Origin of the sequence: Anaerococcus hydrogenalis (assembly GCF_002871895.1) — a bacterium.
Taxonomy (GTDB): domain Bacteria; phylum Bacillota; class Clostridia; order Tissierellales; family Peptoniphilaceae; genus Anaerococcus; species Anaerococcus hydrogenalis.
Map to the genome: position 1 here is coordinate 54,160 of NZ_PNHP01000006.1, position 25,917 is coordinate 80,076.

Below are 25,917 nucleotides of genomic sequence, written 5' to 3' on the forward strand. Positions count from 1 at the left end.
AGCATAATATATATGAATAATATCTAATTCATAGATTCAAATACCATAGTTGCCTGAATCCTATCTCTTCCGCCAAGTCCGACACTGCTACCTACTGCTGTTGATATAGTGTGAAGTCTATAACCTTTCTTAGCTTGCTTGTTGATAACCGCTTCGAGTTCGGATAGATTTTTAGATCCTATTCCTATTAATTTTTCTTTTAGGGTAACTTGTAATACAACATAGTTATAGTTTTTACCTGAGCCAAGGGACACCGTAGATGCATCATTCAAAATCTTTTGCATATCAGCTTCATTAATATCTTCATCATTTGATTTTTAAAAAAAATTTGCCATATCAATCCTCCAAAAAATATTTTATATTCACTAATTTCGTTTTTTCTACCCTAATCCAAATACCCCAGCACTTCCCCCTCCACAAAGTCACAGGCAGCTGTTCTTATTAGTTTTCTATATCTTAACAGACTGATGTTTTCTCCATTTTCTTTGTTGTAGGCGTCTTTGTCTGCGTTTTTTATTAGCTCATCTTCTCCTAGAGGCTTGTTGTTTTCCTTTTTGTCTTTGTAGTTGATAGTGTAGAATACCAAGTCGTCTACCTTTACCTTGTAGTGGTCGGCGAATTTGTTTATTTTTTCTTCTATTATTTTATTTATTTTAATTCTTGCCAAATCTTCGATATTTTGATCTACAAATTTATCTGGGTCTTTTTTCATTTCTTGATAGATTTCTCTGTAGATTTCTGCTTTTTCTGGGTTGGTTTTTGCTAGTTCTTCTATAGTTTTTTCTATTTCACTATCTTGTTTTGCATCATTACTTGACCTATTTTTGGCCTTTTCTTGCATGAGGTTTGCTAGATAATTATAATCTATGGTTCCTTGGTGTATTGAGATTGGTTCATAGTACAGGTCTAGTGGGAGATTAATGTCTGTTTCGTCTGTTGTTGGCAGCAATGCTTTTATATAATTATATTGGTCAAAATATTTTTCCAAGGTCTTCTTATCTATAGCGTTTTTGTAATATTCTTCATCCTCTTCATATTCGCTGTAGACCATTACAGATGCATTAGCCTTGTCGAATTTTTGAAAGACCGAAACAAATTTAACCATTTTTTCTATGCCGTACTCAATCTCTGGGCTTTCTACTAAATCATAGGTCAATAGTTCTTCTACACTTTGGTCAAATTTCTCTTTGGATTCTTGATAGGTCGGTGCAGTCACATAGTTTTCTCCACCATTTGAATAGAGTTTGAAGGCATTTTCGATTGCTTCTTCAAAGGCTTTCGGCGCCCTAAAAGTTATTATCTGCCCATAGGCCTTGCGCTCATCATAGAGTCTATTGGTCCTAGAAAATGCTTGGATAAGTCCCTGAGGAGTCATAGGAGCTCTATCTATCAAAAGTAATGACATACTTGGAGAGTCAAATCCTGTTAGGAGCCTATCGACCACTATAACTATATCCACCTGCTCAGCCCTAGACTTATACTTATCCTTTTTCCTGGCAAGCCTTTCGTTTAGGTTGCGGTTGTAGGAGCCTATGGTTTCTAAGGAGAAACTTGTTCCATATTCCTCATTATAGTCAGCCAAGGCTTCTTTCATAGCTTCGTTGTTTTCTATTGTTCTTTCATCATTTTCTACAATAGAATATGTCATGGCAATCTTTGGGAAATCAGCCACCATAGACTTTATCCTATCGGAAACTTTCACCTCAGACCTAGCCTCAATCACTTGTCTAAAGAGCCTATAATAATCCTTAGCATCTTTGATAGATGATGTGGTAAGTATGGCCCCATAGGTCTTGCCTCTACCCCTATCTAGGGCAAATCTTCTGGCCATTCCATTAATAATTTTGTCTATAACAGCAAGCTTGTATTCATCATTTTCATAAACCTTGTCTGGTATATATGGCTCTAGGTCCTCTCTCTCGTATTTGTAAACATCCATATCTGGCTTAACATTTGCCACTATGTCATATACACCTTCCCCAATCATATCCATATTTTCTACTTGAAAGCCTAGCACTGCCCCATCACCTATGGCTTCCTTGACTGTGTACTCGTGAAGCCTTTTGCCAAATTGTTCTTCTGTAGTCTGTGGCAAATCTCCAACGGCAGACTTTTTGTTTTCAGCAAAAATCGGCGTGCCGGTAAAGCCATACCACAAGGAATTGATGAAAAATTTCTTCAAAATATTTTGCTGGGATGGAGATATAGCCCTGTGACATTCGTCTATAACAAAAGCTATTTCTAGTTTTCTAAGCTTATTTACCTGACTATCTCTTAACCACTTATCCCTGTTATTAATCATATAGTTAAGCTTTTGGACAGTTGTCACCACCACCGACCTATCATCTGATAGGAGATGAGATTTCAAATTTTTGACATTGTCAGTTGATTCTATATCGACCGTATCGTTTGCCGCATAGGCCAAAAAGGAAGATGTAGTTTGCTGGTCAAGGTCCACCCTGTCAACTATAAAAATAGTCTTATCAATACGGGGAATCTGGTAGAGGTTTCGACTGGCCTTGTAGGAAGTTAAGGTTTTACCAGAACCAGTTGTATGCCAAACATATCCAGACTCGTGCTTACTTGCCGCCTCTTTTAGGGCCTTGATAGCGTGGATTTGGTAAGGACGGAGGAGGATGATATTTTCTCCCTCATTATCTAGCACACTGTAGTGACTGATTAGCTGGTGGGCTTGGGGAATGGAAAGGACATCTCTGGCAAATCCAAAGAGGTCATCCACTGAATTATTATCTCTATCATTCCACCTAGTTAGAAACTTTTTGTTAAGCTTAGTATCAGTATTGGCAGCAATGTATCTGGTAGTCGATCCATTGGAAATCACAAAACATTGGAGACAGGAAAAAAGTCCCCTGTACTTGTCTGTTGCTATATAGTTTTTGATTTGATTGTAGGCATCCATATGAGAAACTGATCTCTTCTTTAACTCTATTTGGATAAGGGGAATCCCATTGATAAGGAGGGTCACATCAAAACGAGCGTCTCGGTCTAGACCCATGGTCTTTGGGGCGACAAATTAGTTGATAACCTGGTAGACAGAAGATCCACCAGCCACATCCTCTCTTTTGAATACTACAAGTCTGACGGTACCCAGGCTGGCATCTTCTCTTTGGACAGAGACTTTTGCTATGCCATTTTCCCCAACCAAGAACTTGCCCGCTTCATAAAAGGAAGAAAAAGTCATGGCATTTTGGATTTGGCGAAACTCAGAATCAGTCAAAGGGTAGTCTGCAAGGACAGACTTGTTGTTAGTCTCAAGTATCCTTCTAAAGTTATTCCAAAGGTCCTCATGAGTCTTGATAGCTGGCTCATAGGTCCACTGGCTCTTGCCTGAAATAAGCTGGTTAATCAGGTCTTTTTCTAATTTTAATTCATCATCAAATTTTATCTCTACCATAACATCTCCTATACAAACATCTTTTGGAGTAGGGATTTTTTCATCATTTTATATGACTCTAGTAATTTTTCTTCGTTTTCGATTTGGCTGTCTAGGTTTTTAAAGAATTGACCTATTTTTGCTTGTTCAGCTAGGGATGGAAATTTAAAAGAGAAATCTTCAACATCTTTTGAGGATATGTTCGGTTGAGCTCCAGCTATTAATATCTTGTCTAGTTGACTAGTAAATAAGTGCGATCTCAAAATCACAGATAAATATAAATAATCAATTCTATCACTTTTTGTAAAATATCCTACACGTTGATTTTGATAAACTTTACCTTGAGTTTTTAAAATAGATATTTTCCCTGTAGTGGCGCCAGACATCGCTAGTACAATAGCACCATTATCTAAAGATATATTATCATCGTTTAAAATTTCAGTATGGTATACATAGTCTTCATTAGTCGTACCATTAGAATTGATGTTGGAAATCCTCAATATTGGAATACCATTTTCAATATAATTTTGACTTTTAAACGCATACCCACCTCTAAGACTAGTAACTTCTCCAAGTCTCGAAACAAACCAATTTGAATCAAAACCATCAAATCTAAATTCAGGTACAAGTTCATCTTTTTTAGGGAACATTTTCTGGAGCATGGATTTTTTGAAATCTTCCATCTTGGCAACTTTGCCTTCTTGGATTTCGATTAGGGAATCCAACTTTTTAAACAAATATCCGATTTTTTCTTGTTCTTCAAATTTTGTGTAATTAATTTTTTGATTTTTTATATCTGAATTATACAAATGAACTACTGATTTTCCTTGAGCCTTCTTTGATAATGATCGTTTTACACTTCCATTAGATAACTCTAAAGCTAGAAAATGAGAATTTACACCATCAATTGGCTCTATAATATTTAAATCCCCTCCTAATAATACGTTTGAAATATTCATATGAGACGCTCTAGCCAAATCTTCCGCAGTTTCACCAGATGAGGGAATTAGGACTTCATTCCCTTTGCTTAAAATAGAATTAACTTTAATACTATCCGTATAAGTTTCTATTTCGTTTATTTGACTTTTATAATTTGTATACATTTGTCCGTATAAATATATTGGATATTTTCCGTTAGATAAATCATTTTTTGAATATCCCTTTCCTTTAGAAAATTTTGCAATTTTAGAAAGTTTCTTCTCTTCCCACTCCCCATCAAAGCCAGCAAACCTTAGCTCTGGAACCTTTCTCATAGGTCTCCTCCAAGGATTTCCATAAATCCTTCAAGCTCCGCCTTGGCCTCATCTGTATTTGCCACAAGGTCTTTCATATCTGCTAGGATTTCTGCTTTAAGCTTATCGGTTTCTTCATTGATAGCCTTGATATCTTTTGATACTTCTGCCAAGTCTATGGGATCTTCTTCTTCGAAGGTATCCACATATCTTGGGATATTTAAGTTGAAGCCATTTTCTTCTATCTCATCAAACCCTGCTAGGTGAGCGAATTTATCTATGTCTTCTCTAGACCTTAGGGCCTTGTATATCTTTTGGATATTTTCCTCGGTTAGCTCGTTTTTGTTACCTTTTTTGACAAATTCTTCGCTTGCATCTATAAAATAAACACTTCTGTCTGTCTTATCTTTCCTTAGTATTATAAGACTTACTGGGATTCCTGTGGAATAGAAAAGATTTGGAGCAAGACCAATGACAGCATCTATTGATCCATTTTCTAGCATGATTTTTCTAATCTTTTCCTCTGCCCCCGACCTAAAGAGGACACCATGTGGGAGAAGGATTGCCATGGTTCCTGTGTTTTTTAAGTGGTAAAAACCATGGAGGAGAAAGGCAAAGTCCGCCCTTGATTTTGGTGGAAGGACTCCGTATTCAGAAAAGCGTGGATCATCCAAAAATCCCTTGCTCGCATCCCATTTGGCAGAATATGGCGGATTCATCAAAACAGCATCAAAGTTAGTTGGCTCATCTACTGGCCAATCATCTGATAGAGTGTTACCTTGGTTTAAGCTCTGATACTCTAGGGGCACGTCGTGGAGGATCATATTCATACGAGATAGGTTGTAGGTAGAATTGTTTAGCTCCTGACCAAAGTATCTGATGCGATTTGCTTCATTGGAAAAGTTTCTTACATTTAAAAGCAGGGACCCAGACCCAAGGGTCGGGTCAAATACAGTAAGGCCCGCCTTGTCTTCTTTGCCATCCATAGCTATCATAGCCATAAGTCTTGAAACTGGCTGTGGGGTATAGAATTCTCCTGCTTTTTTGCCTGATTCTGAAGCAAAGTTTGCTAGCATATATTCGTAAACATCACCAAGGACATCGCCAGAATAGTTGGCAAAATTGACCTCGGCAAATTGCTTAATAACATTTGATATGCGTTTGTTCTTCTCTTGGGGAAGCTTGCCTAGCTTGTTTGAGTAGAGGTCTATATCTTCAAACAATCCATTGAAGTCCTTATCAGCTCGCTCGATTTCATTGAAGGCCTGGCCCAGGTCATCTAGTTGGAAGGTGCCTTCTTCGATTTGCTTTATAAAATTAGTAAAGGTATGGACTGGGGATATTACAAAGGAAAATTTATTCCTAAGCTCATCAACAATAAGATCAGCATCATCTCCTTGCATCTCTTCTTGATAAATTTGCTGAATAGTTTTAAGGTCGGCATCATCAACTTCAAGTAACTTGCCAACCTCATCAAGCATCTTATCTGATAAATATTTATAAAAAATTATTCCTAATAAATAGTTCTTATATTCATTGGCATCCATCTGAGACCTAAGATCATCAGAAGCCTGCCATAATTTTTGGTAAAGATTAATAGTAGTTTCCATATATACACTCCTTGTTAGTATAATTATAACAAAAAAGGCTATTTTTAGCTAAAAAAAGCAGAGTAAGTTTTAACACTAACTCTGCTACTAGGTCCAAGTTTAGGGATAAGTTCAAAAACAAGGGTCTACTTTTTTCCTCGTATAAAGTACATTAAGCTATTATTAAGTTTATTCTCTTTTACAAAAAAATCGTTCTTAAATAAGTATCAATTACTTCTACCAACACGATTTATCTTACACCATTAAGTTATGATCTAATTTTTTGCCCAAATTTAAACCACTTCGAACTATTATTCAATTTATTCTTTTTTAAAAATGTTCCCATTTTAATCCCAGTTACAGTTTTTAATCTTCTGTAACCATTGATTTTTGACGTCGTAATTTTATAGAAGTCATTAACTATAATATCCTCTCGAGGCCTTTGGCCTCTCGCTTAGTTTTTCGGACTCAGCCTAGCTTCGTCTCGAAAATAACCGATGCACTTTGACATCTTCATTTCACTAAACTAACAAACTATAATATCCTCTCGTGGCCTTTGGCCTCTCGCTTAGTTTTTCGGACTCAGCTTCGCTTCGTCTCGAAAATGACCGATGCTTATGCATCGGTCACCCTTATATGTTGGGACTATTCCCATTAGCGAATCAGAAAAGCCAACGCTCCTATTTGTCGCGTCGGCTTTTCTTCCCTGCAGAAGGGTTTCCATCCATTTATTCTGCGGCGCTTCACACCTTGATAAATGGTGGAAAACTTAAAAAATATTGCTCGCAATATTCTTTACTCCCATTCTTCTTTTCCAAACGTACGATATATCCCAAACCATTCAAAATACTAGATTCTATTTTTTCTAATATCACCAAATCCACCTAATTATAGGACATTTTCAAATTTTTAGTCCCGTCCCAGTCCCAGTACCGGAGAAATATTGTTTTAATATAATATCTATTTTTGTCTTCTAAGCTCTTAAAAGTAAAAAAATAAGTAAAGAGTCAAGATAAAGATAAAAAGTCTATATTAGGGCAAATAAAAAACTTTAAGACAGATGATAAAGCCAAGTCAAATAAGAAAAAACATAGCAAAGGTACAGAGAGGTAAATATCAGCAGTCTTCGGACTGCCTTTATTTTTTTTGATTATTTTTTTAATCAACTCTATACACACAAATACAAATATCTATACATATCCATTAAAACTAAAAATATGGGTCTATAAATAAAAAATTAGTTTAATCACTGCAATCACAATTTAAATTATGATGCTCGCAAGCTAAATTACGGACTTCACTAGGAAGTTTTCCCTTGTATCTTTTGTAATAAATGGAAAATTTGCTATGGGATGCGTATCCAACAGATTCAGCTATTTCCTTTATAGGTAGTTTGGTATTTAAGAGAAGAGTTTCAGCTACATTCATTCTTTTTCTTTGGGTGTATTCTGTAATGCTTTGACCATATTTTTCTTTGAACAAATTTTTTAATTTTGTTCCGCTCATTTTAGATATTTTTTCAAGAGTTTCCTGATTTACATTCATGGCGAAATGATCATCTAAAAATCTGGCTACATCTTCAAGTGCTTTATTATCATCAGATTCAATTTTATATTTTTTTCTATTTAAGTAGGTATCGATTACTATACTTATCCACTCATTTGCCTTGGCTTTAAAGAAAAAATCAGCGGCAGGAGCGTCCATCTTACAATTTAATATTTCCATTGCCACTTTTTCCAATGACTTTGTAAGTATTATTTGATTTGTTTGAAGTAAAGCCCTATAAAAGGATTCAAGATCGATATTAATGGATGACAGGTGCTTTTCTAAAAGTTCTCTTTTAAATCCAACAGAAACAGTGAGATAGTAACTATTCTCGTGTAATAAAAATAGAAAGTCATCTTCTATATTGTCAAAATCAAGAGTATATAAGGAGTTTGGCGTCAAAGTTTGATAAGGGTTAAATTTTTCACCGTTTGCACTTACAATATAGCTAGAGCATATCGAAACATAGTTTTCCATACTATAAGTACTATTTTGAATAACTTCTTCTTTGATATAAAAATCGTGGATATCAATAATAAATCCATTTCCTTCATAAAACCAATATAGGCCTTCTGCATTAATTGAATCATCTTTACTCCAACAAAATGTATGCCCTGCACTTGAATATTTCTTATTATTTTTACATTCATCTACGTTCATATATTCTTTTACAAAATCATAATATGTCATAACACACTATCCCTTTTAGACAATATTCCAATTAGCCTTATTAATTCAAAACTATTGTATTAGTAATTATAACTGATGTATAATAAAAACGCAATGATAATTATTATCTCCTAGGCAAATTTTAATCTAATAGGAATATTAAGGAGGGGAATATGAAAATTTATAAAAGGCTTTTTTCCTATGTGCCTGAAGAAAAACATAATGGATATATAGCAGTTTTTTTATCAGCACTATCTGCATTTTTAATGGTGTACGGATATTCGTTACTGTATAAACTTTTAAGAAGTTCCATTGTTGAAGGGGATTTATTAGTAGCTAGGACTTTGTCCATTCAAGCTGTCTTATATTTGACGATAGGGGCATTAGTTTACTTTTTGTCGGGCTTTTTTTCTCATAAACTTGGATTTCGCTTAGAAACTAATTTAAGAAAAAAAGGTATAGATGGACTTACAGGAGCAAGTTTTCGCTTTTATGATTTAAACCCATCTGGAATTATAAGAAAAACTATTGATGACAATGCAGCTAAAACTCATACGGCAGTAGCACATATGATACCAGATAACTCTCAAGCTTTTTTAATTCCAGTATTATCTTTAATACTTGCCTTTTCTATTAGTAGCAGAGTGGGATTAGTTATTCTTATACTAACAATAGTAGGGGCTCTTATTTTAAAGAACATGATGGGTGGAGGAGAGTTCATGGAATACTACCAAAAATCCTTAGAAATTTTAAGTGGTGAAACAGTTGAATATGTCAGAGGCATGCAAGTTGTTAAAATATTCGGAGCTACTGTAGAGTCTTTTAAAACTCTTTATAAGGCGATTAAGGATTATTCTAAGTATGCTCTTGATTACTCAATTAGTTCTAAAAAACCTTATGTACTATATCAATGGATATTTTTTGGAATTATTGCAATTTTGTCTATCCCTTTAGTTTTTACCATAAATAAAGTTAATAATGCTAATTTGCTTATTGTTGAACTATTCATGATTTTGTTTTTAAGTGGAGTAATGATGGTTTCATTTATGAAAATTATGTGGGCTAGTATGAACATCTTTAACGCTAGGTATGCGGTAGATACTTTGGAAGATTTATATAAAAAGATGAATGAAGATAAATTGTCTTATGGAGAGAATATTAATTTCAAAAACTATAATATAGAGTTTGATAATGTAACATTCGGTTACAATGGAAATAAAGTATTAGAAAATTTATCTTTTAAATTAGAAGAAGGAAAAAAATATGCTTTGGTGGGTCATTCAGGATCAGGTAAATCGACTATTGTAAAGCTATTATCTGGTTTTTACAAAGTAGATAGTGGCAGTATAAAAATTGGAGAGAGACCCTTAGAGTCTTATAGTAAGGATGCTCTAATAAACACAATTTCTTTTGTTTTTCAGGATAGCAAACTTTTTAAGACATCTATTTACGAAAATGTTGCTCTTGCTAATAGAAAGGCAAGTAGAGAAGAAGTTATGAAGGCTATGGAACTTGCAGGTTGTAATGTTATTTTAAATAAGTTTCCTGAAAGGGAGAATACCATAATCGGATCAAAAGGAGTCTATTTATCAGGAGGAGAAAAACAGAGAATTGCTATTGCGAGAGCCATGCTCAAGAAATCTAAAATTGTAATTATGGATGAAGCTAGTGCTTCTATTGATCCAGACAATGAGTATGAGCTTCAAAAGGCCTTTAAAAACCTTATGAAAGATAAAACAGTTATTATGATTGCCCATAGGATGAGTAGTATTCGTTCTGTTGATGAAATTTTAGTTTTAGAGAATGGAGAAATAATTGAAAGAGGCAGTGATCAAGAACTTATTTCAAAAGGTGGAAAATATAAGGAATTATTAGAGCTTTACGATAGTGCAAATCAATGGAGGGTTAAAGATGAGGAAATTTTATAAAAAACGCTTTTGTCTGACTGATAAAGGGGCTAAAGATCTCACTAAATCTACTATATCAAGTTTCTTGGTCTACTGTATTAATATGGTTCCTGCCTTTATTTTAATGATGTTAACAGATGAGCTTCTTTTGAAAAATGTTAAAAGCCCTTATTTATATTTTGGCGTTTCTGTTGTTACATTAGTAATAATGTATGTTTTGTTAGCCAAAGAATATGATGATCTTTATACTACAACTTATGAAGAGAGTGCTAATTTAAGAATAGATATTGCTGAAACTCTATCAAAACTTCCCCTATCCTACTTCTCAAAACATAATTTATCAGATATATCTCAAACGATTATGGCAGATGTGGAAAAAGTAGAACATGCTATGAGTCATTCAATACCTAAAGTAGGAGGAATGGTTTTATTTTTCCCACTAATTGGAATTATGTTAATGATAGGTAATTTTAAGATGGGGCTTGCAGTAATGATCCCAACTATTTTAAGTTTTATACTAATACCTATTGCTAAAAAGTCGCAGGTAAAAGGAAACAAGAAATATCACAAGGTACTTAGAGAAAACTCAGAAAAATTCCAAGAAACCATTGAACTTCAACAAGAAATAAATAGTTTTAACTTATCCGATGAAGTGAGGTCTTCGTTATATATGCAGATGGATGAAAGTGAAAAAATACATCTTAAAGTTGAACAAGGCTCTCTTTTTGTAATGGGTTTATCCTCTGCTCTTGGCTTTGTAAGTATTGCAGTAGTTAGTTTTGTTGGGATTAGCCTTATTCTATCTGGGGAGATTGACATTTTATATCTCTTAGGTTATTTAATGGCTGCCATAAAAATAAAAGATATTTTAGATTTATCAAAAGAAGGATTATTAGAAGTGTTCTCTATAGATCCAAGTGTTGAAAGGATTAGGGAGATTAAGGAAACAAAAATTCAAGAGGGTAAAGATGTAGAACTGAATATGTTTGATATAGTCTTTAAAAATGTAGCTTTTTCTTATGATGATAATCAGGTTTTAAAGGACATTAGCTTTACTGCGAAACAGGGAGAGGTAACGGCTCTAGTTGGAGCTTCTGGCTCTGGAAAGACAAGTATATTAAGATTAATATCAAGATTATATGATTATGATAAAGGTCAAATTTTAATAGATGGAAAGGATATAAAAAACATTTCCACAGATTCTTTATTTAAGAAAATATCTATTGTTTTTCAAGATGTTACTTTATTTAACTCATCTATATTAGAAAATATTCGTATAGGTAAAAAAGATGCCAGCGATGAAGAAGTTGTAAAGGCAGCTACCCTTGCAAATTGTATGGATTTTATTAATAAACTTCCTAATGGGTTAGATACAGTTATAGGAGAAAATGGGTCAGAGCTTTCTGGTGGTGAAAGACAAAGACTTTCTATAGCTAGAGCCTTTCTGAAGGACGCACCAATACTTATATTAGATGAAATATCAGCAAGTTTAGATGTTGACAATGAAAAGAAAATCCAAGAAAGTTTGAATAAATTAATAAAGGATAAAACCGTTATTATTATATCCCATAGATTAAAATCTATAGAAAATGTAGACAAAATCATAGTCATAGAAAATGGGTATGTGGAAAGTCAAGGTAGTCACAAAGAATTGATAGAAGGATCAAAATTGTATAACAATTTATTAGAAAAAACGAAATTAGCAGAAGAATTTATATATTAGGAGTATTAGAATGAATAATAAAAAGTTAAAAGGAAAAGACGTTATTACGATAGGTATATTTACTGCAATATATTTTGCAATCAATTTTGGGTTTATGCTTTTAGGCGGTCTTCATCCATTAATGTGGATACTTATGCCTGGCTTTATAGCCTTGGTTGGATCTATACCATATATGATTATGGTTCAAAAAGTAAAAAAAACAGGAGCAGTCATAATAATGGGAGCTATTGTTGCTATAATATACTATTTAACTGGTCAGTTTAGTTTAATAATAATTGCATCATTAGCAATTGCTAGTATTTTGGCAGAAGTGATAAGATACCTATCAAAGTATGACAGTTATAAATGGAATTCACTTTCATATGCTTTCTTTTCATTAGGTATGATAGGTTCTCCAGCACAAGTATGGATTCTAAAAGATGAATTCATATCAAAAATGCTTGAAATGGGGATGCCAGTAGATTATGTTAATATATTAAAGACTTTTATTAACACACCGATGTTAATTGTATTAATTTTAACACCGTTTGTTTTTGGACTATTATCTTGTGGGATTTTAAAATCATTTTTATATAAAAATTTTGAGGCAAGGAATTGAAATGTCCAAGCGATTAAAATTAGATCCTAGAACATCAATAATATTGCTTTTATTAGTAAATATATTTCTATTTAAAAGTAGACCTGTAACGAGTGAATTAATTTTAATGAGCTATTTGTTGATTATTTTGACAGTTTGCGGAAATTTTAAATCGGGATTAAAAGTATATTTAACTTTTATTACTTTTTTAATAATAAATTATTTTGTTTTTCCCTATTCACCTAAGTGGATTGTAACGACATTTATTGTACCTGTTTCTTATGCAAGGAAAATTTTTCCTTGCATAATGGCAGGAACATTGTTATACAAAACAGTGACCGTAAGAGGAATTGCAGGAGTTTTTAGAAAATTTAAATTCTCAGAAAATTTTATTTTAGCATTTATGATAACTTATAGATATTTTCCCACATTAAGACAAGATATACATTGTGTTAGAGAATCAATGAAGATTAGGGGGATTAGTATGATTAAAAACATGGATATATTTGTTGTACCTATAATAAATTCTGCAATTGATATGTCTGAAGAGTTATCTAAGGCAGCTGTAACACGAGGAGTCGAGAATCCAGGTAGAAAAACAACTATAATTGATTTTAAATTCACCGTTTATGATGTATTAGTTATTTTATTTGTTGTTTTAATTATGGTTATATTTTAGGTGAGTTAGAATGGGTTATGTAAATATAAATGATGTATTTTGTACCTCTAAAACGGGATATAAAATATTAAAAGGGATCAACTTAAATGTTGAAAAAGGCGAATGTATTCTACTTATGGGACTAAGTGGTTCAGGCAAAACGTCATTGACTAAATTAATAAATGGAATTATACCACATTTTGAAGAAGAAACTGACTTTGTTGGAGAAGTTTTAATAGAGGGAGAATCTACTAGAAATATATCACAATATAAAATTTCAGAAAAAGTTGGTTCGATATTTCAAAATCCAAAATCTCAATTTTTTAATTCTGATGTCGAGGGAGAAATTGTATTTGGTCTTGAAAATATGGGAACTGATCCAGAGTTAATAAAAAAGAGCTTAAAAAAAACTATTAATAATTTAAATATAGATAGATTATTAGGGAAAAATGTCTTCTCATTGTCGAGTGGGGAAAAACAAATTTTAGCTTTTGCATCTATTTTTGCATTAAACACAGATATTGTCGTATTGGATGAGCCATCTTCAAATCTTGATATGGATACAATTGAAACGATAAAAAATAATATTGAAATATTTAAAAAAGAAGGGAAGACAATTATAGTTGCAGAACATCGACTATATTATTTAAAAGACATAATTGATAAAGCATATTATATAGACAAAGGCATAATTAAGGATTGTTTCACACAAGAAGAGATAAAATCATTTAATTCAAAAAAAGAAGATAATCTCAAAATTAGAACCTTATCTACTCCGAAGTTGGAAGTTCTTGAAAAAGAATTTAATAAAAATGATGAGTATTTATGCGAAGATTTATCGTATACAATAAATGGAAATTTCATATTTAAAGATATTAATATTTCTTTGAATAGAGGTGAAGTATTAGGTATAGTTGGGAAAAATGGTATAGGAAAAACAAGTTTATTAAAGTGCATTTCAGGACTTATAAAGAAAAATACAGGAAGTGTTTTTTTCAACAATAAACTCTTAAATAATAAAGATAGATTAAAAAACACATATCTTGTAACACAGGACATTAATTCACAATTATTCACTCGAAGCGTAAAAGAAGAATGTGAATTAAATTTACCTGAGGATAAATTAAATCAGGTAGATATAGTTCTAAATAGGCTTGGATTAGATAAATATAAAGATAAGCATCCAATGTCGCTTTCAGGAGGACAAAAACAAAGGTTAACAATTGCCTTAGCTCTACTTTCAAATAAAGAAATCATAATCTTTGATGAGCCTACAAGTGGTTTAGATTTTAAAAATATGATAATTGTATCAGAAGCTATAAAAGATTTGGCGAAAAAATCCAATAAAGTTGTAATTGTTGTTTCGCATGATTATGAGTTTTTAAATAATGTAGCAGATGGAATATATAAAATGTCATAAAATCAATAATTAAAATCTTAAGGGTCTATAAATAATTTTGTGTATCAACCTAAATCCTGGTAAAAAGGTAAGGGTTGATACATTTTTTATTTATCAATGTTTATCCATTCCTCTAGAATTGGAGTTTTACTTAATTTTACACAACTTTGATAAACTATCAATTTTTCATGAAAATTTAGAGTTGATTTTATTGGATGTATTTTTGTAATTGCCATACTAATCACCAGAACTTTCTTTTGATTTATTTAGAAGTAGAGAATGGATCTGCCATATTTCTCTTGATAATTTTTCTATTTTTTCTCTCATATAATCTATATCTTTCTTGTAAATAACACCAGTTGTATTAGTAGCTTTTGCAATCTGGTTTATATTATTAGTTGCATTTGAAAGTAACCATTGGAGATCTCTAAATGGTTCTAGATCTACAATATAAATTTCTTTTTCCAACACACATTTTCTAAGAAAGTGGGACATTGTTTTACAATTTGCAAGTTTCATTTTCTTTTCAAATATTTCTTTTTCTTCGTCTGTTAAATATATTTTAAGTTGATTTTTTCTTGTTCTATTATCCATAATTTTCTCCTTTGCTTATATCTTTTGGGGTCTTAGGGTTCTCCCTAACAAGGTAAAATTCATAAAATTATATAGCCTTAAAAGCTATTAATTTTTTGATTTTTTCGTAAGTGGGTACTCACTTACTGTGCTTGCTATTATTAGCAAGTCTAAAATTTATTTTTTTATATTTTTTCAAATAGGAATTAATAAGTGTAACTGTAACTTATAAAATAAAAACTTCCAAAATTAGGCGAGCTTGTTTTAAGAGTCTATGTCAACTCCTTATTATCAAGCCATTAATTTATGTAATCCTAATTTAAGAAGATTTATAACGATGGGTTACAGGTTACAAAGTTACATTTGTATCTTTACTTGATTTGCAGTATCTATTTCTAATTGATTTTCTTTTTTCCATTCTTCTGGCAATAAATTCTTGTCAACTTCTATAAAGTCAATTTCATTTTCTTCTTTCTTTTCATAGTATAGTTTTACTGGAATTGAGACCCCACTTGGTGATATTCTCTTAGTCTTTGATGACCTAACTGGAATCCATTCTTGGAAATAATTATCCATGATCTCTGAAAAAGACTTTGATTTTATTTGGTAGCCTTGCATGGTTAGTTCTTTGAAACAAGTTATATTTGGATCTGCACTTTTTGGCTTATATTCTTCTAAGAAATATCTAATGTCTTCCACATCTGGGTTTAGATATTTGAACTTTTCTTGTTCCTTATACAAGTCTTTTAAGAGATTTTTTGGTATAGTCCATGCATGAGTCTTGTTTTTAAAGATTTCATACCCTAAGGCTAGAGCCTGATTAAAATCTTCTCTTATGCGTGAGATATATTCTTTATCCGGGAGTTTTTCTTTATTATTTTTATCTGGAAATATAGTCCTTACTCTTTGATTCGGGTTACATTCAACAGGTAAATATCTTCTTTCTCCAGTATGATCATTAAGAAAAGTTCTTTCGTTTAATGTCCCTATAAAGATGCAAGTTCTTGGCACATCTGTTGCATATTTTTCGTAGGGTATTCTTATCCTATCGCTTAGTTTTGATAAAAAAGATTTAGCTTCATTAGCCGATTTTGCATTTCTTAAAGCAACGAATTCTTCGATTTCAACGACAGTTTTACCCATAAGGTTCATGACGGCATCCTTGCCTTGAATGTTTTCTATTGTACAAAACCAATCATCTGTTATGGATAAGTATCTTGCAAAAGTCGATTTGCCTATACCTTGTCCACCAACTAAAACAATCATCTCATCAAACTTAGCTCCTGGATTAAAAATTCTTTTTATCATGCCCAATATCATATGTTCCATTATCCAATTGTTAAGCTCTGTATCATCCGCTCCCAAATACTTTGGTAAAAGTTTTCTAATGGCATTTTTATCTCCATTCCATTTTAAATTTTGAAGATATTGCTTTGGCGGACTCACTTCATATTGATGAGCTACAAAACGAATAGCTTCCCACATTTTGTTTGCGTTATAATTAATTCCAAAATGTTTTTCTATCTCTAAGCCTAATCTATTATTTAAAGAATCATCCCAAAGTCGTATTTGATTTTCCTTTATATTTCTTTCTCCGATAATTTTTCCCTGGAATTTTATTTCATTGGTAAATTTATCAAATAATATTTGTCCATCAATTATTTTTTGATTTTGACAATATTTGGGATTTAAAATAGCTGTTACAATATTACCAGTAATTTGTCTAACCGTCCCCTTATCCGTAGTTTGTAAGTCTAAAAAGGCGTAAGTCTGATCTATTTCTGGGAATTTTAATTTAATATCTGTCATAAGCCTTACTCCTCTTCTTTTTACAACCATCTAATCTCTTTATTGTTTTATATTTGCTCTCCATTTTATCCTCCTGTCTGGTATAAATAAGACTCCTGTGGTAAAATGAACTTGTCTAGAGAACACTTCTCACAGGAGTGTATGCCTTTACTCTTTGTAGTAGGGGCTTTTTTCTTTTTTGATTTCTTCATATATTTCTAAAATATAGATTAAAATATCAGCTTCATCGTCATCTAGTTTTCCAACCTTTTTAATAACTTTTGCTAGTTGAAATATTTCCTTGGCTATATTATCAGAAAGTCTGTAATCACTTACTAACTTAACTTCGTGATTTAATAGCATTTGAATAAAATAATCTTGCTTTTTAAGTCCACTTATTTCTATCTTTTTGTTTATTAGATCATATTCTTCTTCAGATACCCTAAAATTTAAAATGCGATTTCTTTTTCTATTTTTCTCTTTATTTCTAGTTTTTTGTGAAATTTTATCTAATGAATGTCTTCTAAACATCTTTATCGTCCTCTTCTAATAAATCTTTCCAATCATTTGCCTTGTTATTTCTTACTTGCGTTAAAGACAAAGCCATTTCTTTTTGCTTGCTAGGGAAGAGATGAGCATATCTATAGGTGATGTCAATTGATTCATGTCCAACCCTGTCAGCTATTGCAGTTGCAGAAAATCCAAGTTCAATCAAGAGAGAAACGTGAGAATGCCTTAAATCATGTATTCGAATTCTTTTTACTTGAGATTTCTTAGATCCCCTATCCATTTCATGGTGTAGGTAGCTCTTAGAAAAATTAAATATTAAGTCTTTGGGTTTTAACTTATAAAAACTTTCTATATATTCTTTGATCTCATCAGTTAAAAATTCAGGCATAACTATTGTCCTTATACTTTTTTTAGTCTTAGGAGCAGTTATTACATTTTTCCCATCTATCCTTTGTAAAGATTCATCAATTTTTAATGTATGCCTTTCAAAATCAAATTTCTCTTTTGTTAAGGCTAATAATTCTCCCAGCCTAAGACCACACCAATATAAAAGTTCAAAAGCATAGAATGACTCAGGTTTATCTTTAATAGCTTCTATAAATCTTTCATATTCATCTTGAGTCCAAAATAGCATTTCGTCAGCTTCTTTTTCACCCATAGAACCAACATCACGAGCAACATTAGTTTTTAAATTGTAGTACCTACAAGCATGATTTAAGATACTGGATAACTGGGCATGAATAGTTCTCAAATAAGTAGGAGAGTAGTTTTTTCCATTCTTATCCTTAATCTTCATAAGCTCATTTTGCCATTGAATGATGGTTACATTATTAATCTCATTAAGCATTAGATCACCTATATAGGGAAGTATTTTTTGATTTACAATAGCTTCTTTTGTCCTCCAAGTATTTTCTCTTATTCTTGGTTTTCTATCTCTCTTATAAAGTTCAAAAAACTCCCTAAAACTCATCTCAATTGATTCAGAATGTTGATTTAAAAATTCTTGTTCCCATTTTAAAGCTTCTTTTTTTGTTAAAAATCCACGTTTTTTCTTAGTTAATTTTTCTCCTTTCCAGTTGGTGTAATTAAATTTACAAAACCAAGTCTTGTTCCCGCTTTCATCTCTAAATGCTGGCACTTTAAACCTCCTTTGCATTTGTTGGTTTATAGCAATACTTTTCCATAAAGTATTCTCTATTTACCTTTCCTCTTTGCACACGATAACCTAATTTAAGTAGATCTTGATTCATGTCGTTTATAATCTGATATGCTGTTGTCCTACTTACATCAAGAAATTCTTGTACATCTTTTGCATTCATAAAAATACCTTTCATAATGTCCTCCTTTTATAGTTTGTAAGGTTCTACATCCTCAAAAAAGGCGAGCATTAATTTATATGTCTTACAACTTCCGTTCAATATCGAACGGTATGTATATATAGTAACAGTTCATATTTGTTCTGTCAAATTTTTTCTATTTATTTTTTTCTGAAAAATTCAGATGCTTGCAAATATTTACAACAGAACAGTTTTGTTGAGCTTTTGTTCGTTTTGTGATAAAATATTTATAGTTATTGTGAAATAAGGAGGAGTTAGTTTGATTTCTGGAGAAAAATTAAAAAAGTTAAGACTTATGAGAAACTTAACTCAAAAAGAACTTGCAATTAAGTCTGGTTTGACAGATGCTGCCATAAGAAATTATGAACTTGGAAATAGATCTCCAAGTAAAGAACAATTACAAAAAATATCTGAAGCACTTGATTGTGACATATCAGCATTAATTAATCATGAACCTAATTCTATTTTTGAAATAATGCATATAATATTTGATTATGAAAAAGACATGAAGTTTAGACCGTTGGCAGGCGATGGAGAAATCACAGGGCTTTTATCAAATGATGTAGACTTCAATAATTTTCTTATAGAATGGAATGAGATGAGAAAAAAGCATTACAATGATGAAATAACAGACGAAGAGTTTGAAGATTGGAAGCTATCTTACCCTAAAAAATCAAGATTTTTAAAATAAAATATGTACGCAAAAAGACCGCAGCTTGAAACTACGGTCTTATTTTTGTCCAAATGTAAACCACTTGGAAGAATTATTAAATTTATTATTTTCAACTCCACTCCAACATTTATTTTACATTTTCTTTAGAGCATATAATTAAACTAATTTATAAAATATTGTTTATCATTCATAATTCTTCTAAGCTAGTCACCAAAGAGTCAATTATTGTTCTTACCTGAAATGGACATTTAGATTCTTCAAGAGCTTCATTCAATTTTTTTCTTTTTACTATCCACCTCTGTAAATAAGGTTGATTTGAAGAGTATCTATTAGTTATATCCGTTTTAAATCCATAAAAACACTCTAGTTTTCCTACTATTTCATCATTTAAATTAACTATTTCTAAGCCTTGTAACCCAAATCTTGTTTTCCACCCTAATGCCGAAAGCATGAATTTACTAAATCCACACATAATGTTACTTTGCTTAAAACTCTCAATTCCATTCTGATGCATTGTTACATTTGGGCTTTGATATTCAATATAGTCTCTTCTCTTCTTTAAGAATAAACGCGCATTTCTTTCAACTTCTTGACTCGCCTGTTGCTCATTTATTTCTTGCACATCTAAATATCCTAAAATATAACCAAAAATTTGCTTTTTATATGTATAGTCCTCAATAGCACCTGCTAATACAATATAATCAGAATTTATTCCCGTATTAAATACTTGTTCTATTCTAGAATTTCTTTCTGTTTTTGATAAAGAAATTATATTATCAGGATTGTCAAATAACTTACACTCATTCCATTTCCATCTATAAGGTGAAAGTAACAAAGTAAATGGTTCCGACGCAGAAAGTAAAATTCTAGCCAATTCAGCATCCATACCATTCCACCTTCCGTAGTACCATTCCTTATATAATACACGAAAAAAAGCTAAATTCACTTTATCACATACAACTCTACATCCTCCAGTTTTTCTTCTAAAAAGTGGCAACAAACTCTGAACTTCTACATTATCAAAATAATCAGCCGTACGTCTTTCTAAATCCGTAAAATCAATTAATAAACGCTCTTCCATTAACGATATTTGCTCCAACACACAATCGCTTCCATTAATCAAATGACTATTTCTAGGCGTTCTTATTAATAGTTTTTTTCCATTATTTGGGATATATGAAAAGTAGTCTTTTTTTTCTACACAATATTCTTTTGAATAGTTAGGATTAATATTCTCACAGAGTAGCTTTGAGTATAGTGCTACATTAAAATCATCATCTTTCGAGTGAATAACTAAATATCCATAAATCTTTTCTCTATGTTCTGGGCACAATTCATATACGAATTCATACACCATAATGAACCATTCTTTCGCTTGATAATGTAATCTATGCCAATATTCTTCTATTTTATGAATATAACTAATATTAACTCTCAAAAATGCTGTTATTCCTCCAATTGCAACTCTCGCAGCATCGGCATCATCAGATGTAATCAATAACATAAGAATCTTAAACAAATTAGTAAGCATATCTTCTTTTTCAAAATTTGTATATCTAGAATAATCATATCCCTCTTCTAATTCGGGTCCTTCTATATGATTTGATGCTGTAATCCAACAATTGAATGTAGAAATTAGCGCTTCTAAAGAGTCAACAATATAATATTCTTCCTTATGTTTAAGCCTCCAACCAATAATATATGGTAGATCTAAATATGGATAGAATCTATTATTATCAATAGCCTTTCTAATGTATTGTCTTAAGAATTCATCTATATCATTATCTTTTGCAATACCAAATATAAATTCTAAGACACTATTTTGATTAATGCCATAATTGTCTTTGCTTAGCTCAACAGCAAGCACTCGATTAATTTGAGTTTCAGTTAACTTATTATCAGTATAAAGAAACTTTATCGCCTTAATAACATCAGAATATTCTGGTAAATCTTCATCACTTTTTGTAATATATGATGTCAATATCTCTTCTGCATTTTCAAATTCTTTAACACTATTTTCATTATCACACCATCTATCTGGTATAATATGTTTTACTGGATCTGAAAACAAATCAATATATGCAGGTCCAAGTTTTGACAAATCCTTTTTGATATCAATGATTCCATTTTTTGTCGAACATATTTCAATTGAACTTTGCAATGAAGAAATAGAATCATGATCAACTTCATTTCGCCAATCTAATAATCCTATTCCTACGGACCAAATTATTAGAAGTTGTTCCTTATCAATTTTTCTATCTTTAAGGTATCCAATCAACATATCAATTAGATATGATGGATTCGAAATACATTGAGAAAATAGTCTTCTATTTTTCAAAATGCTTTGAATACGAAAAGTCCCTTCGCTACCCAAATCAGAATAGATTTTAGTATTTAACGTATATTCTATCCTATTATCCCCAAGAACCTCAATTTTATCAGAAATATTTTTAACAATTTCAGCATAATTACAAATATATTCAGGAAATCTATCAACAAGATTTGTATACCAGTTCAACAAATAATCTACACAGTATTCCTTATGTGATGCAAATCCGATAACAGACCATCTAACTTTATCCACAGCACCTCTAAGATTAAGATCATTGTATTTATCATATTTTTCTTTCGATTCTAAAAATTTTTTAACTATTCTGTTCCTATCACCAATAGATTCTGACCAAACTCTTCCATTATCAGCTAGCCATTCATCAATCCATAGTTGCATTCTTTTGAGATTGTTTCTATAATATAGCATGCCAGGAGCAAATAATTGATTAACAGGATTATCCTCGAAGACTCTTTCTAAAGAATTTTTTAACATATTTTGGAATTGAATGCTCTCGTCTTCTAAAAGAATTATATATGCATTCAGAAGATATGCTCGAAGAAAGGGTGTTTCAAAATCAATTTCATTAATACTCCAATTTTTACAATATAAATTACTTATGATAAGTTTAAGATCATTAACTGGTTCATTTAACTGTCTTTTATTATTTTTGTCTTTAAGCCATTTTCCCAAATACGCAGCAGCATTAAAATATAACAAAAAATAATCTGGTTTCATGTGATTATGAGCTTCAATATATTTATTAGTTATTTCTTGAGCAATAGTTGAGCGAGTTTTATTTTGTAAATATGATGCTACAATAGCATAAATAGTGTAGTAGGTCATTAAGTTTTCAATATTATCATCCGGCATCTCTACTGATTCAATTTCATCCCAAACAACACCATCTTTATTATCGTTCCAATCAACATCTCCTGTCACAATTTTTAAAAAATAGAATATCATCATACTCATGGAGTTAGAGATTTTTCGTTTTTGAATCGACTTTTTTAAAATTTTCAGATCCTCATAACGATTTTGCTCAATTAGTTTTTTTATTCCAACTACAAGAGGATCTATTAAAATCAAATCAAGAGAACCGAATGCCTTTTCTAACTTTTCTGCGTGAAGATTTTCAATAATTTCACCTATAACATGTTCAACGGTATTTATTAAAAAATTGTCAGCTTCAAGTTCAGAAATACCATCTAGAATTTCAAAATGTTCTGTATTAACACAAGCTTTACTTAGTAATTCAGATATATTTCTACCATCACTCCCTCGAAGATCTTTATTTCCATCATTTATTATTTTTTGAATTTCCGAAAACTTAACATGATTAAACCAATTCAAAAATAGAGTTATTCCACGATATTCTTCGCCGTTTTCATATAAATCATTAATCAATTGAAGTACATCTAATATAATTTTTGATGTCCATTTATCTACCGATGTAATATAACATTCATATTTATGAACGTTCATAATCCTTATGCTTTTACGAAAAGAGACATCTTCTATCTCGTACAAACTTTTTCGAATTTGTTCAATAGTCAAATACCCAAGTGTCACACTCCTTAATTTATTCCAATCTATAGAATCTTCGTTGATTACATAACGCATTAATTCATCCGTAATATGATTCAATTCTGTCAGATCAATTCCATTAACATATGCACTCATTACATATTCAGGATTATAAATAATTGAAAATTCCTCTGTTCTACCTGACGCTATTAAAAATCTAATAACATCTCTGTAAAACCCAATGGTTTTTTCTTCTTGAGAAAGATAATAATCTACAAGCTTCGAATAAACCTCTCTAACATGATCTTTATCTATACCAATAATTCCTGATAAATAAATGCGGATATCATTATGAAGAATAGTATATGTATTATTTTTTTCTATCAAAAGCGGACTCAATGCTTTGAGAATATTATTCCATGAAGAATTGCTAATTCCTTCATCTTTAAAAATCGAACTAAGTTTTTTTGCGCTAATAGGTTCATTAAAGAAAGCAAATACCCCAGCCATTTTATAATCAACAAAAGGTATCTGCATTTCCTTTTTTGTATCTTCCCATATTGTTCTATAATATTCTTGAATATTTCCACTTAATTTTCTATACTTAAGTCTTTCTTCCAGTATCAACGGATCAGAGCAGTTCATCGCCTCGTGCACAGCAAAAATAGCAGCCAACGTATTACCACCTGCATACTTAGAAATTATATTAGATACGTTTTTTTTATTGTTTGAATTATAATGGTTACATCTTTCATTAACAAGCTTTTCAATATCAATTGGTTGAATATTTGGGACTACATATTCTTTAACATTTTGAGAATTTTGGTATAACCAATACGGATAATTTCTATAGTCTTCCTTTGGCTGACCTGCAATAATAATCTTTACGTTATCTGGAATATATTCTGGATTAGGTAATGTTGGTAAAAATGTTTCATCTATTACACCAGATCTAGCAGCATGGTCTAATCCATCTATAGCAAGTACGAATATCCTATTTCTATCCTTTGCAAATTCAGAGGCAATTCTGAAAAACTCGTTTTTCTTTTCTTCCAATTTTAAAAAACTATTTGAAACAGGTACTTTATATTTATATAAATTACCCGCTAACAATTTTCTTAATTGATTTAATAATGTATCCCAAAATACCCCTTTTTTTACTCTTTCAGAAACGTCAGATGGTAAATATTCTTTATTGGGATCAATCGGCTCATATGCATAATAACGAATGTCAACTAAACTATCTTTTTTACAGGAAAGTTTACTAATAATATTGGTTTTTCCTGTTCCTGGTACTCCCGATAAATAAAGAACTTTTTCATATCCATCTATAATATCTATTTCAATATTATATATAAATTCATTTCTGCTATCAAAAAAAGGACTAACTGGTATTAGATCATGATTATAAATTATAACTTCTTCTTCTATAGATAACGCTGAGTATAATTTCTCTATAGTTATTTTTGAGCTGTTTCGCTTGGATGTAGTCCAATCTCTCAAAGCATGGTCAAGCTTTCCAAGCAAAATATCTGACACTTCCTCAGAAACTGAAAGATATCTCTGCAATTTACTTTTTATTGAATTTCCTAAATCCCCCAAACTTTCCTGATCTGTTTTCACATGTAGATTTTTCAAAAAAGTAAGCTTATCTTCATCCTTTTCAATATATTCAAGTTCACTACACCATTCTTTCCAAGCTTCCTTATTATCAGAAAAAACTATATCTGAAAAGCTCTCAGCTTTACTTACTTTGTCTTGTAATTCTTCCAAAAAAATATTCAATGGTGGCCTATTAATTTTTCCTTTTTCAGCCAATGAAGCTCTACTTCCTACTTTTTTATTTGTAAAAATATATACTTCCGAATCTGTATGTAAGCCTTTTTCCAAATTCCATGACCTTGCTAATTCTCCTAATAATGAGCATTTAGAATTAATATCCTTTTTAAGTTTCCCAGTAGAAACAATATCCCCAAAAGTTATCGTATCATCAACTCTTGTATGCTTTACTTGGATAAATTTAGTTTTGCCATTATCGTATGTAATCACTACATCATCTAAACCCAATTGAACATCTGCCTGAAGCTCAACATATTGAATATGGCTATCTGGATTGAGCATTTCTACGATATATTTCTGACCCACAGACCATTCATACCAATAAGGATCCGCCATACCTGGTTTTATTTTCGCTGAATATCCCATAATTTTAGCAACCTCTTTATTATACATTTAATATATTTATCTTATAACTTCCACAATTTTTCTTTATTAAATATCATTCTAGTAATCAATTTATAGAAAATGTTTCTCTTTAGAATGATTTAATAAATTTAATTCTTTATTTCCTTATTTTTAATTAATCTTAATTATTACTTTTTCTAATAATAAAAATTATACATCTTTAGAAAAATCTCTTAAATTATGAATTTATCTATATTTTATATTTAATTAAAAGTAATATATACATAATGAAATTCTTAACTT

General features: G+C 31.2%; 18 protein-coding genes. 6 read left to right on the forward strand and 12 right to left on the reverse strand.

Going from position 1 to position 25,917, the window contains the following annotated elements; translation table 11 throughout:
* Positions 1-23: 23 nt before the first annotated feature.
* The 6 genes from CJ192_RS08035 to CJ192_RS08055 form a co-directional block, all read right to left on the reverse strand.
* Positions 24-284, reverse strand: a complete 261-nt coding sequence (locus tag CJ192_RS08035; RefSeq protein ID WP_102198417.1) for a DUF4177 domain-containing protein — start codon at positions 282-284, stop codon at positions 24-26.
* Positions 285-385: 101 nt separating this feature from the next.
* A complete protein-coding gene (locus CJ192_RS08040) occupies positions 386-3,016 on the reverse strand; it encodes a type I restriction endonuclease subunit R, EcoR124 family (RefSeq protein ID WP_219721374.1) in 2,631 nt (876 codons plus the stop codon).
* Between the two features lie 18 nt (positions 3,017-3,034).
* Positions 3,035-3,415 (reverse strand): PDDEXK family nuclease, encoded by a 381-nt coding sequence (locus CJ192_RS09395; protein ID WP_219721375.1) that lies wholly within the window; start codon positions 3,413-3,415, stop codon positions 3,035-3,037.
* Positions 3,416-3,423: 8 nt separating this feature from the next.
* A complete protein-coding gene (locus CJ192_RS08045; protein ID WP_102198418.1) occupies positions 3,424-4,647 on the reverse strand; it encodes a restriction endonuclease subunit S in 1,224 nt (407 codons plus the stop codon).
* Entirely contained in the window at positions 4,644-6,236 is a 1,593-nt protein-coding gene (locus CJ192_RS08050) for a type I restriction-modification system subunit M (RefSeq protein WP_102198419.1), read from the reverse strand. Before CJ192_RS08050 ends, CJ192_RS08045 begins: the two co-directional genes overlap by 4 nt.
* 1,221 nt (positions 6,237-7,457) lie before the next feature.
* Positions 7,458-8,450, reverse strand: a complete 993-nt coding sequence (locus CJ192_RS08055; protein ID WP_072536939.1) for a helix-turn-helix domain-containing protein — start codon at positions 8,448-8,450, stop codon at positions 7,458-7,460.
* A gap of 152 nt (positions 8,451-8,602) precedes the next feature.
* Between CJ192_RS08055 and CJ192_RS08060 the strand changes: the two genes are divergently transcribed.
* Genes CJ192_RS08060 through CJ192_RS08080 form a run of 5 tightly spaced genes read left to right on the forward strand, consistent with a single transcriptional unit; the run spans position 8,603 to position 14,714 of the window.
* The gene (locus tag CJ192_RS08060) at positions 8,603-10,357 is read left to right on the forward strand and encodes an ABC transporter ATP-binding protein (RefSeq protein WP_072536938.1); all 1,755 of its coding nucleotides are present in this window, start codon (positions 8,603-8,605) and stop codon (positions 10,355-10,357) included.
* Positions 10,341-12,059 (forward strand): ABC transporter ATP-binding protein, encoded by a 1,719-nt coding sequence (locus CJ192_RS08065; RefSeq protein WP_102198420.1) that lies wholly within the window; start codon positions 10,341-10,343, stop codon positions 12,057-12,059. Before CJ192_RS08060 ends, CJ192_RS08065 begins: the two co-directional genes overlap by 17 nt.
* A gap of 10 nt (positions 12,060-12,069) precedes the next feature.
* On the forward strand, positions 12,070-12,657 hold the full coding sequence (locus tag CJ192_RS08070) for an MptD family putative ECF transporter S component (RefSeq protein WP_102198421.1): 588 nt from the start codon (positions 12,070-12,072) through the stop codon (positions 12,655-12,657).
* Position 12,658: 1 nt separating this feature from the next.
* A complete protein-coding gene (locus CJ192_RS08075; RefSeq protein ID WP_044567210.1) occupies positions 12,659-13,315 on the forward strand; it encodes an energy-coupling factor transporter transmembrane component T in 657 nt (218 codons plus the stop codon).
* A 10-nt stretch (positions 13,316-13,325) separates the two neighbouring features.
* Positions 13,326-14,714, forward strand: coding sequence for an ABC transporter ATP-binding protein (locus CJ192_RS08080; RefSeq protein ID WP_102198422.1), 1,389 nt, complete (start codon positions 13,326-13,328; stop codon positions 14,712-14,714).
* 216 nt (positions 14,715-14,930) lie between these two features.
* On the opposite strand, the gene CJ192_RS08085 is transcribed toward CJ192_RS08080, so the two are convergent.
* The 5 genes from CJ192_RS08085 to CJ192_RS08105 form a co-directional block, all read right to left on the reverse strand.
* The gene (locus tag CJ192_RS08085) at positions 14,931-15,287 is read right to left on the reverse strand and encodes a plasmid mobilization protein (RefSeq protein WP_102198423.1); all 357 of its coding nucleotides are present in this window, start codon (positions 15,285-15,287) and stop codon (positions 14,931-14,933) included.
* A 336-nt stretch (positions 15,288-15,623) separates the two neighbouring features.
* Positions 15,624-17,105, reverse strand: coding sequence for a VapE domain-containing protein (locus CJ192_RS08090; RefSeq protein WP_102198424.1), 1,482 nt, complete (start codon positions 17,103-17,105; stop codon positions 15,624-15,626).
* A 117-nt stretch (positions 17,106-17,222) separates the two neighbouring features.
* Positions 17,223-17,585: a plasmid mobilization protein gene (locus CJ192_RS08095; RefSeq protein ID WP_102198425.1), complete on the reverse strand. Its 363-nt coding sequence runs from the start codon at positions 17,583-17,585 to the stop codon at positions 17,223-17,225.
* Entirely contained in the window at positions 17,578-18,702 is a 1,125-nt protein-coding gene (locus tag CJ192_RS08100) for a site-specific integrase (RefSeq protein WP_102198426.1), read from the reverse strand. The genes CJ192_RS08095 and CJ192_RS08100 overlap by 8 nt, the downstream gene beginning before the upstream one ends.
* Before the next feature lies 1 nt (position 18,703).
* On the reverse strand, positions 18,704-18,898 hold the full coding sequence (locus CJ192_RS08105; RefSeq protein ID WP_002839721.1) for a hypothetical protein: 195 nt from the start codon (positions 18,896-18,898) through the stop codon (positions 18,704-18,706).
* 262 nt (positions 18,899-19,160) lie between these two features.
* Here CJ192_RS08105 and CJ192_RS08110 point away from each other — a divergent pair, with 262 nt between their 5' ends.
* Positions 19,161-19,592: a helix-turn-helix domain-containing protein gene (locus CJ192_RS08110; RefSeq protein ID WP_002839745.1), complete on the forward strand. Its 432-nt coding sequence runs from the start codon at positions 19,161-19,163 to the stop codon at positions 19,590-19,592.
* A gap of 169 nt (positions 19,593-19,761) precedes the next feature.
* Here the strand turns inward: CJ192_RS08110 and CJ192_RS08115 are convergent, their stop codons facing one another.
* Positions 19,762-25,662 carry a hypothetical protein gene (locus CJ192_RS08115; RefSeq protein ID WP_244897301.1) on the reverse strand — a complete coding sequence of 1,967 codons (5,901 nt, stop codon included), beginning with the start codon at positions 25,660-25,662 and terminating at the stop codon, positions 19,762-19,764.
* Positions 25,663-25,917: the final 255 nt, after the last annotated feature.

Bases quoted from the DNA above. Each gene is read 5' to 3' on its own strand.
- CJ192_RS08090 (WP_102198424.1), bottom strand. From the start codon at position 17,105: ATGGTTGTAAAAAGAAGAGGAGTAAGGCTTATGACAGATATTAAATTA.
- CJ192_RS08035 (WP_102198417.1), bottom strand. From the start codon at position 284: ATGCAAAAGATTTTGAATGATGCATCTACGGTGTCCCTTGGCTCAGGT.
- CJ192_RS08050 (WP_102198419.1), bottom strand. From the start codon at position 6,236: ATGGAAACTACTATTAATCTTTACCAAAAATTATGGCAGGCTTCTGAT.
- CJ192_RS08065 (WP_102198420.1), top strand. From the start codon at position 10,341: ATGAGGAAATTTTATAAAAAACGCTTTTGTCTGACTGATAAAGGGGCT.
- CJ192_RS08080 (WP_102198422.1), top strand. From the start codon at position 13,326: ATGGGTTATGTAAATATAAATGATGTATTTTGTACCTCTAAAACGGGA.
- CJ192_RS08040 (WP_219721374.1), bottom strand. From the start codon at position 3,016: ATGGGTCTAGACCGAGACGCTCGTTTTGATGTGACCCTCCTTATCAAT.
- CJ192_RS08055 (WP_072536939.1), bottom strand. From the start codon at position 8,450: ATGACATATTATGATTTTGTAAAAGAATATATGAACGTAGATGAATGT.
- CJ192_RS08105 (WP_002839721.1), bottom strand. From the start codon at position 18,898: ATGAAAGGTATTTTTATGAATGCAAAAGATGTACAAGAATTTCTTGAT.
- CJ192_RS08045 (WP_102198418.1), bottom strand. From the start codon at position 4,647: ATGAGAAAGGTTCCAGAGCTAAGGTTTGCTGGCTTTGATGGGGAGTGG.
- CJ192_RS08095 (WP_102198425.1), bottom strand. From the start codon at position 17,585: ATGTTTAGAAGACATTCATTAGATAAAATTTCACAAAAAACTAGAAAT.
- CJ192_RS08060 (WP_072536938.1), top strand. From the start codon at position 8,603: ATGAAAATTTATAAAAGGCTTTTTTCCTATGTGCCTGAAGAAAAACAT.
- CJ192_RS09395 (WP_219721375.1), bottom strand. From the start codon at position 3,415: ATGGTAGAGATAAAATTTGATGATGAATTAAAATTAGAAAAAGACCTG.
- CJ192_RS08070 (WP_102198421.1), top strand. From the start codon at position 12,070: ATGAATAATAAAAAGTTAAAAGGAAAAGACGTTATTACGATAGGTATA.
- CJ192_RS08115 (WP_244897301.1), bottom strand. From the start codon at position 25,662: ATGTATAATAAAGAGGTTGCTAAAATTATGGGATATTCAGCGAAAATA.
- CJ192_RS08075 (WP_044567210.1), top strand. From the start codon at position 12,659: ATGTCCAAGCGATTAAAATTAGATCCTAGAACATCAATAATATTGCTT.
- CJ192_RS08085 (WP_102198423.1), bottom strand. From the start codon at position 15,287: ATGGATAATAGAACAAGAAAAAATCAACTTAAAATATATTTAACAGAC.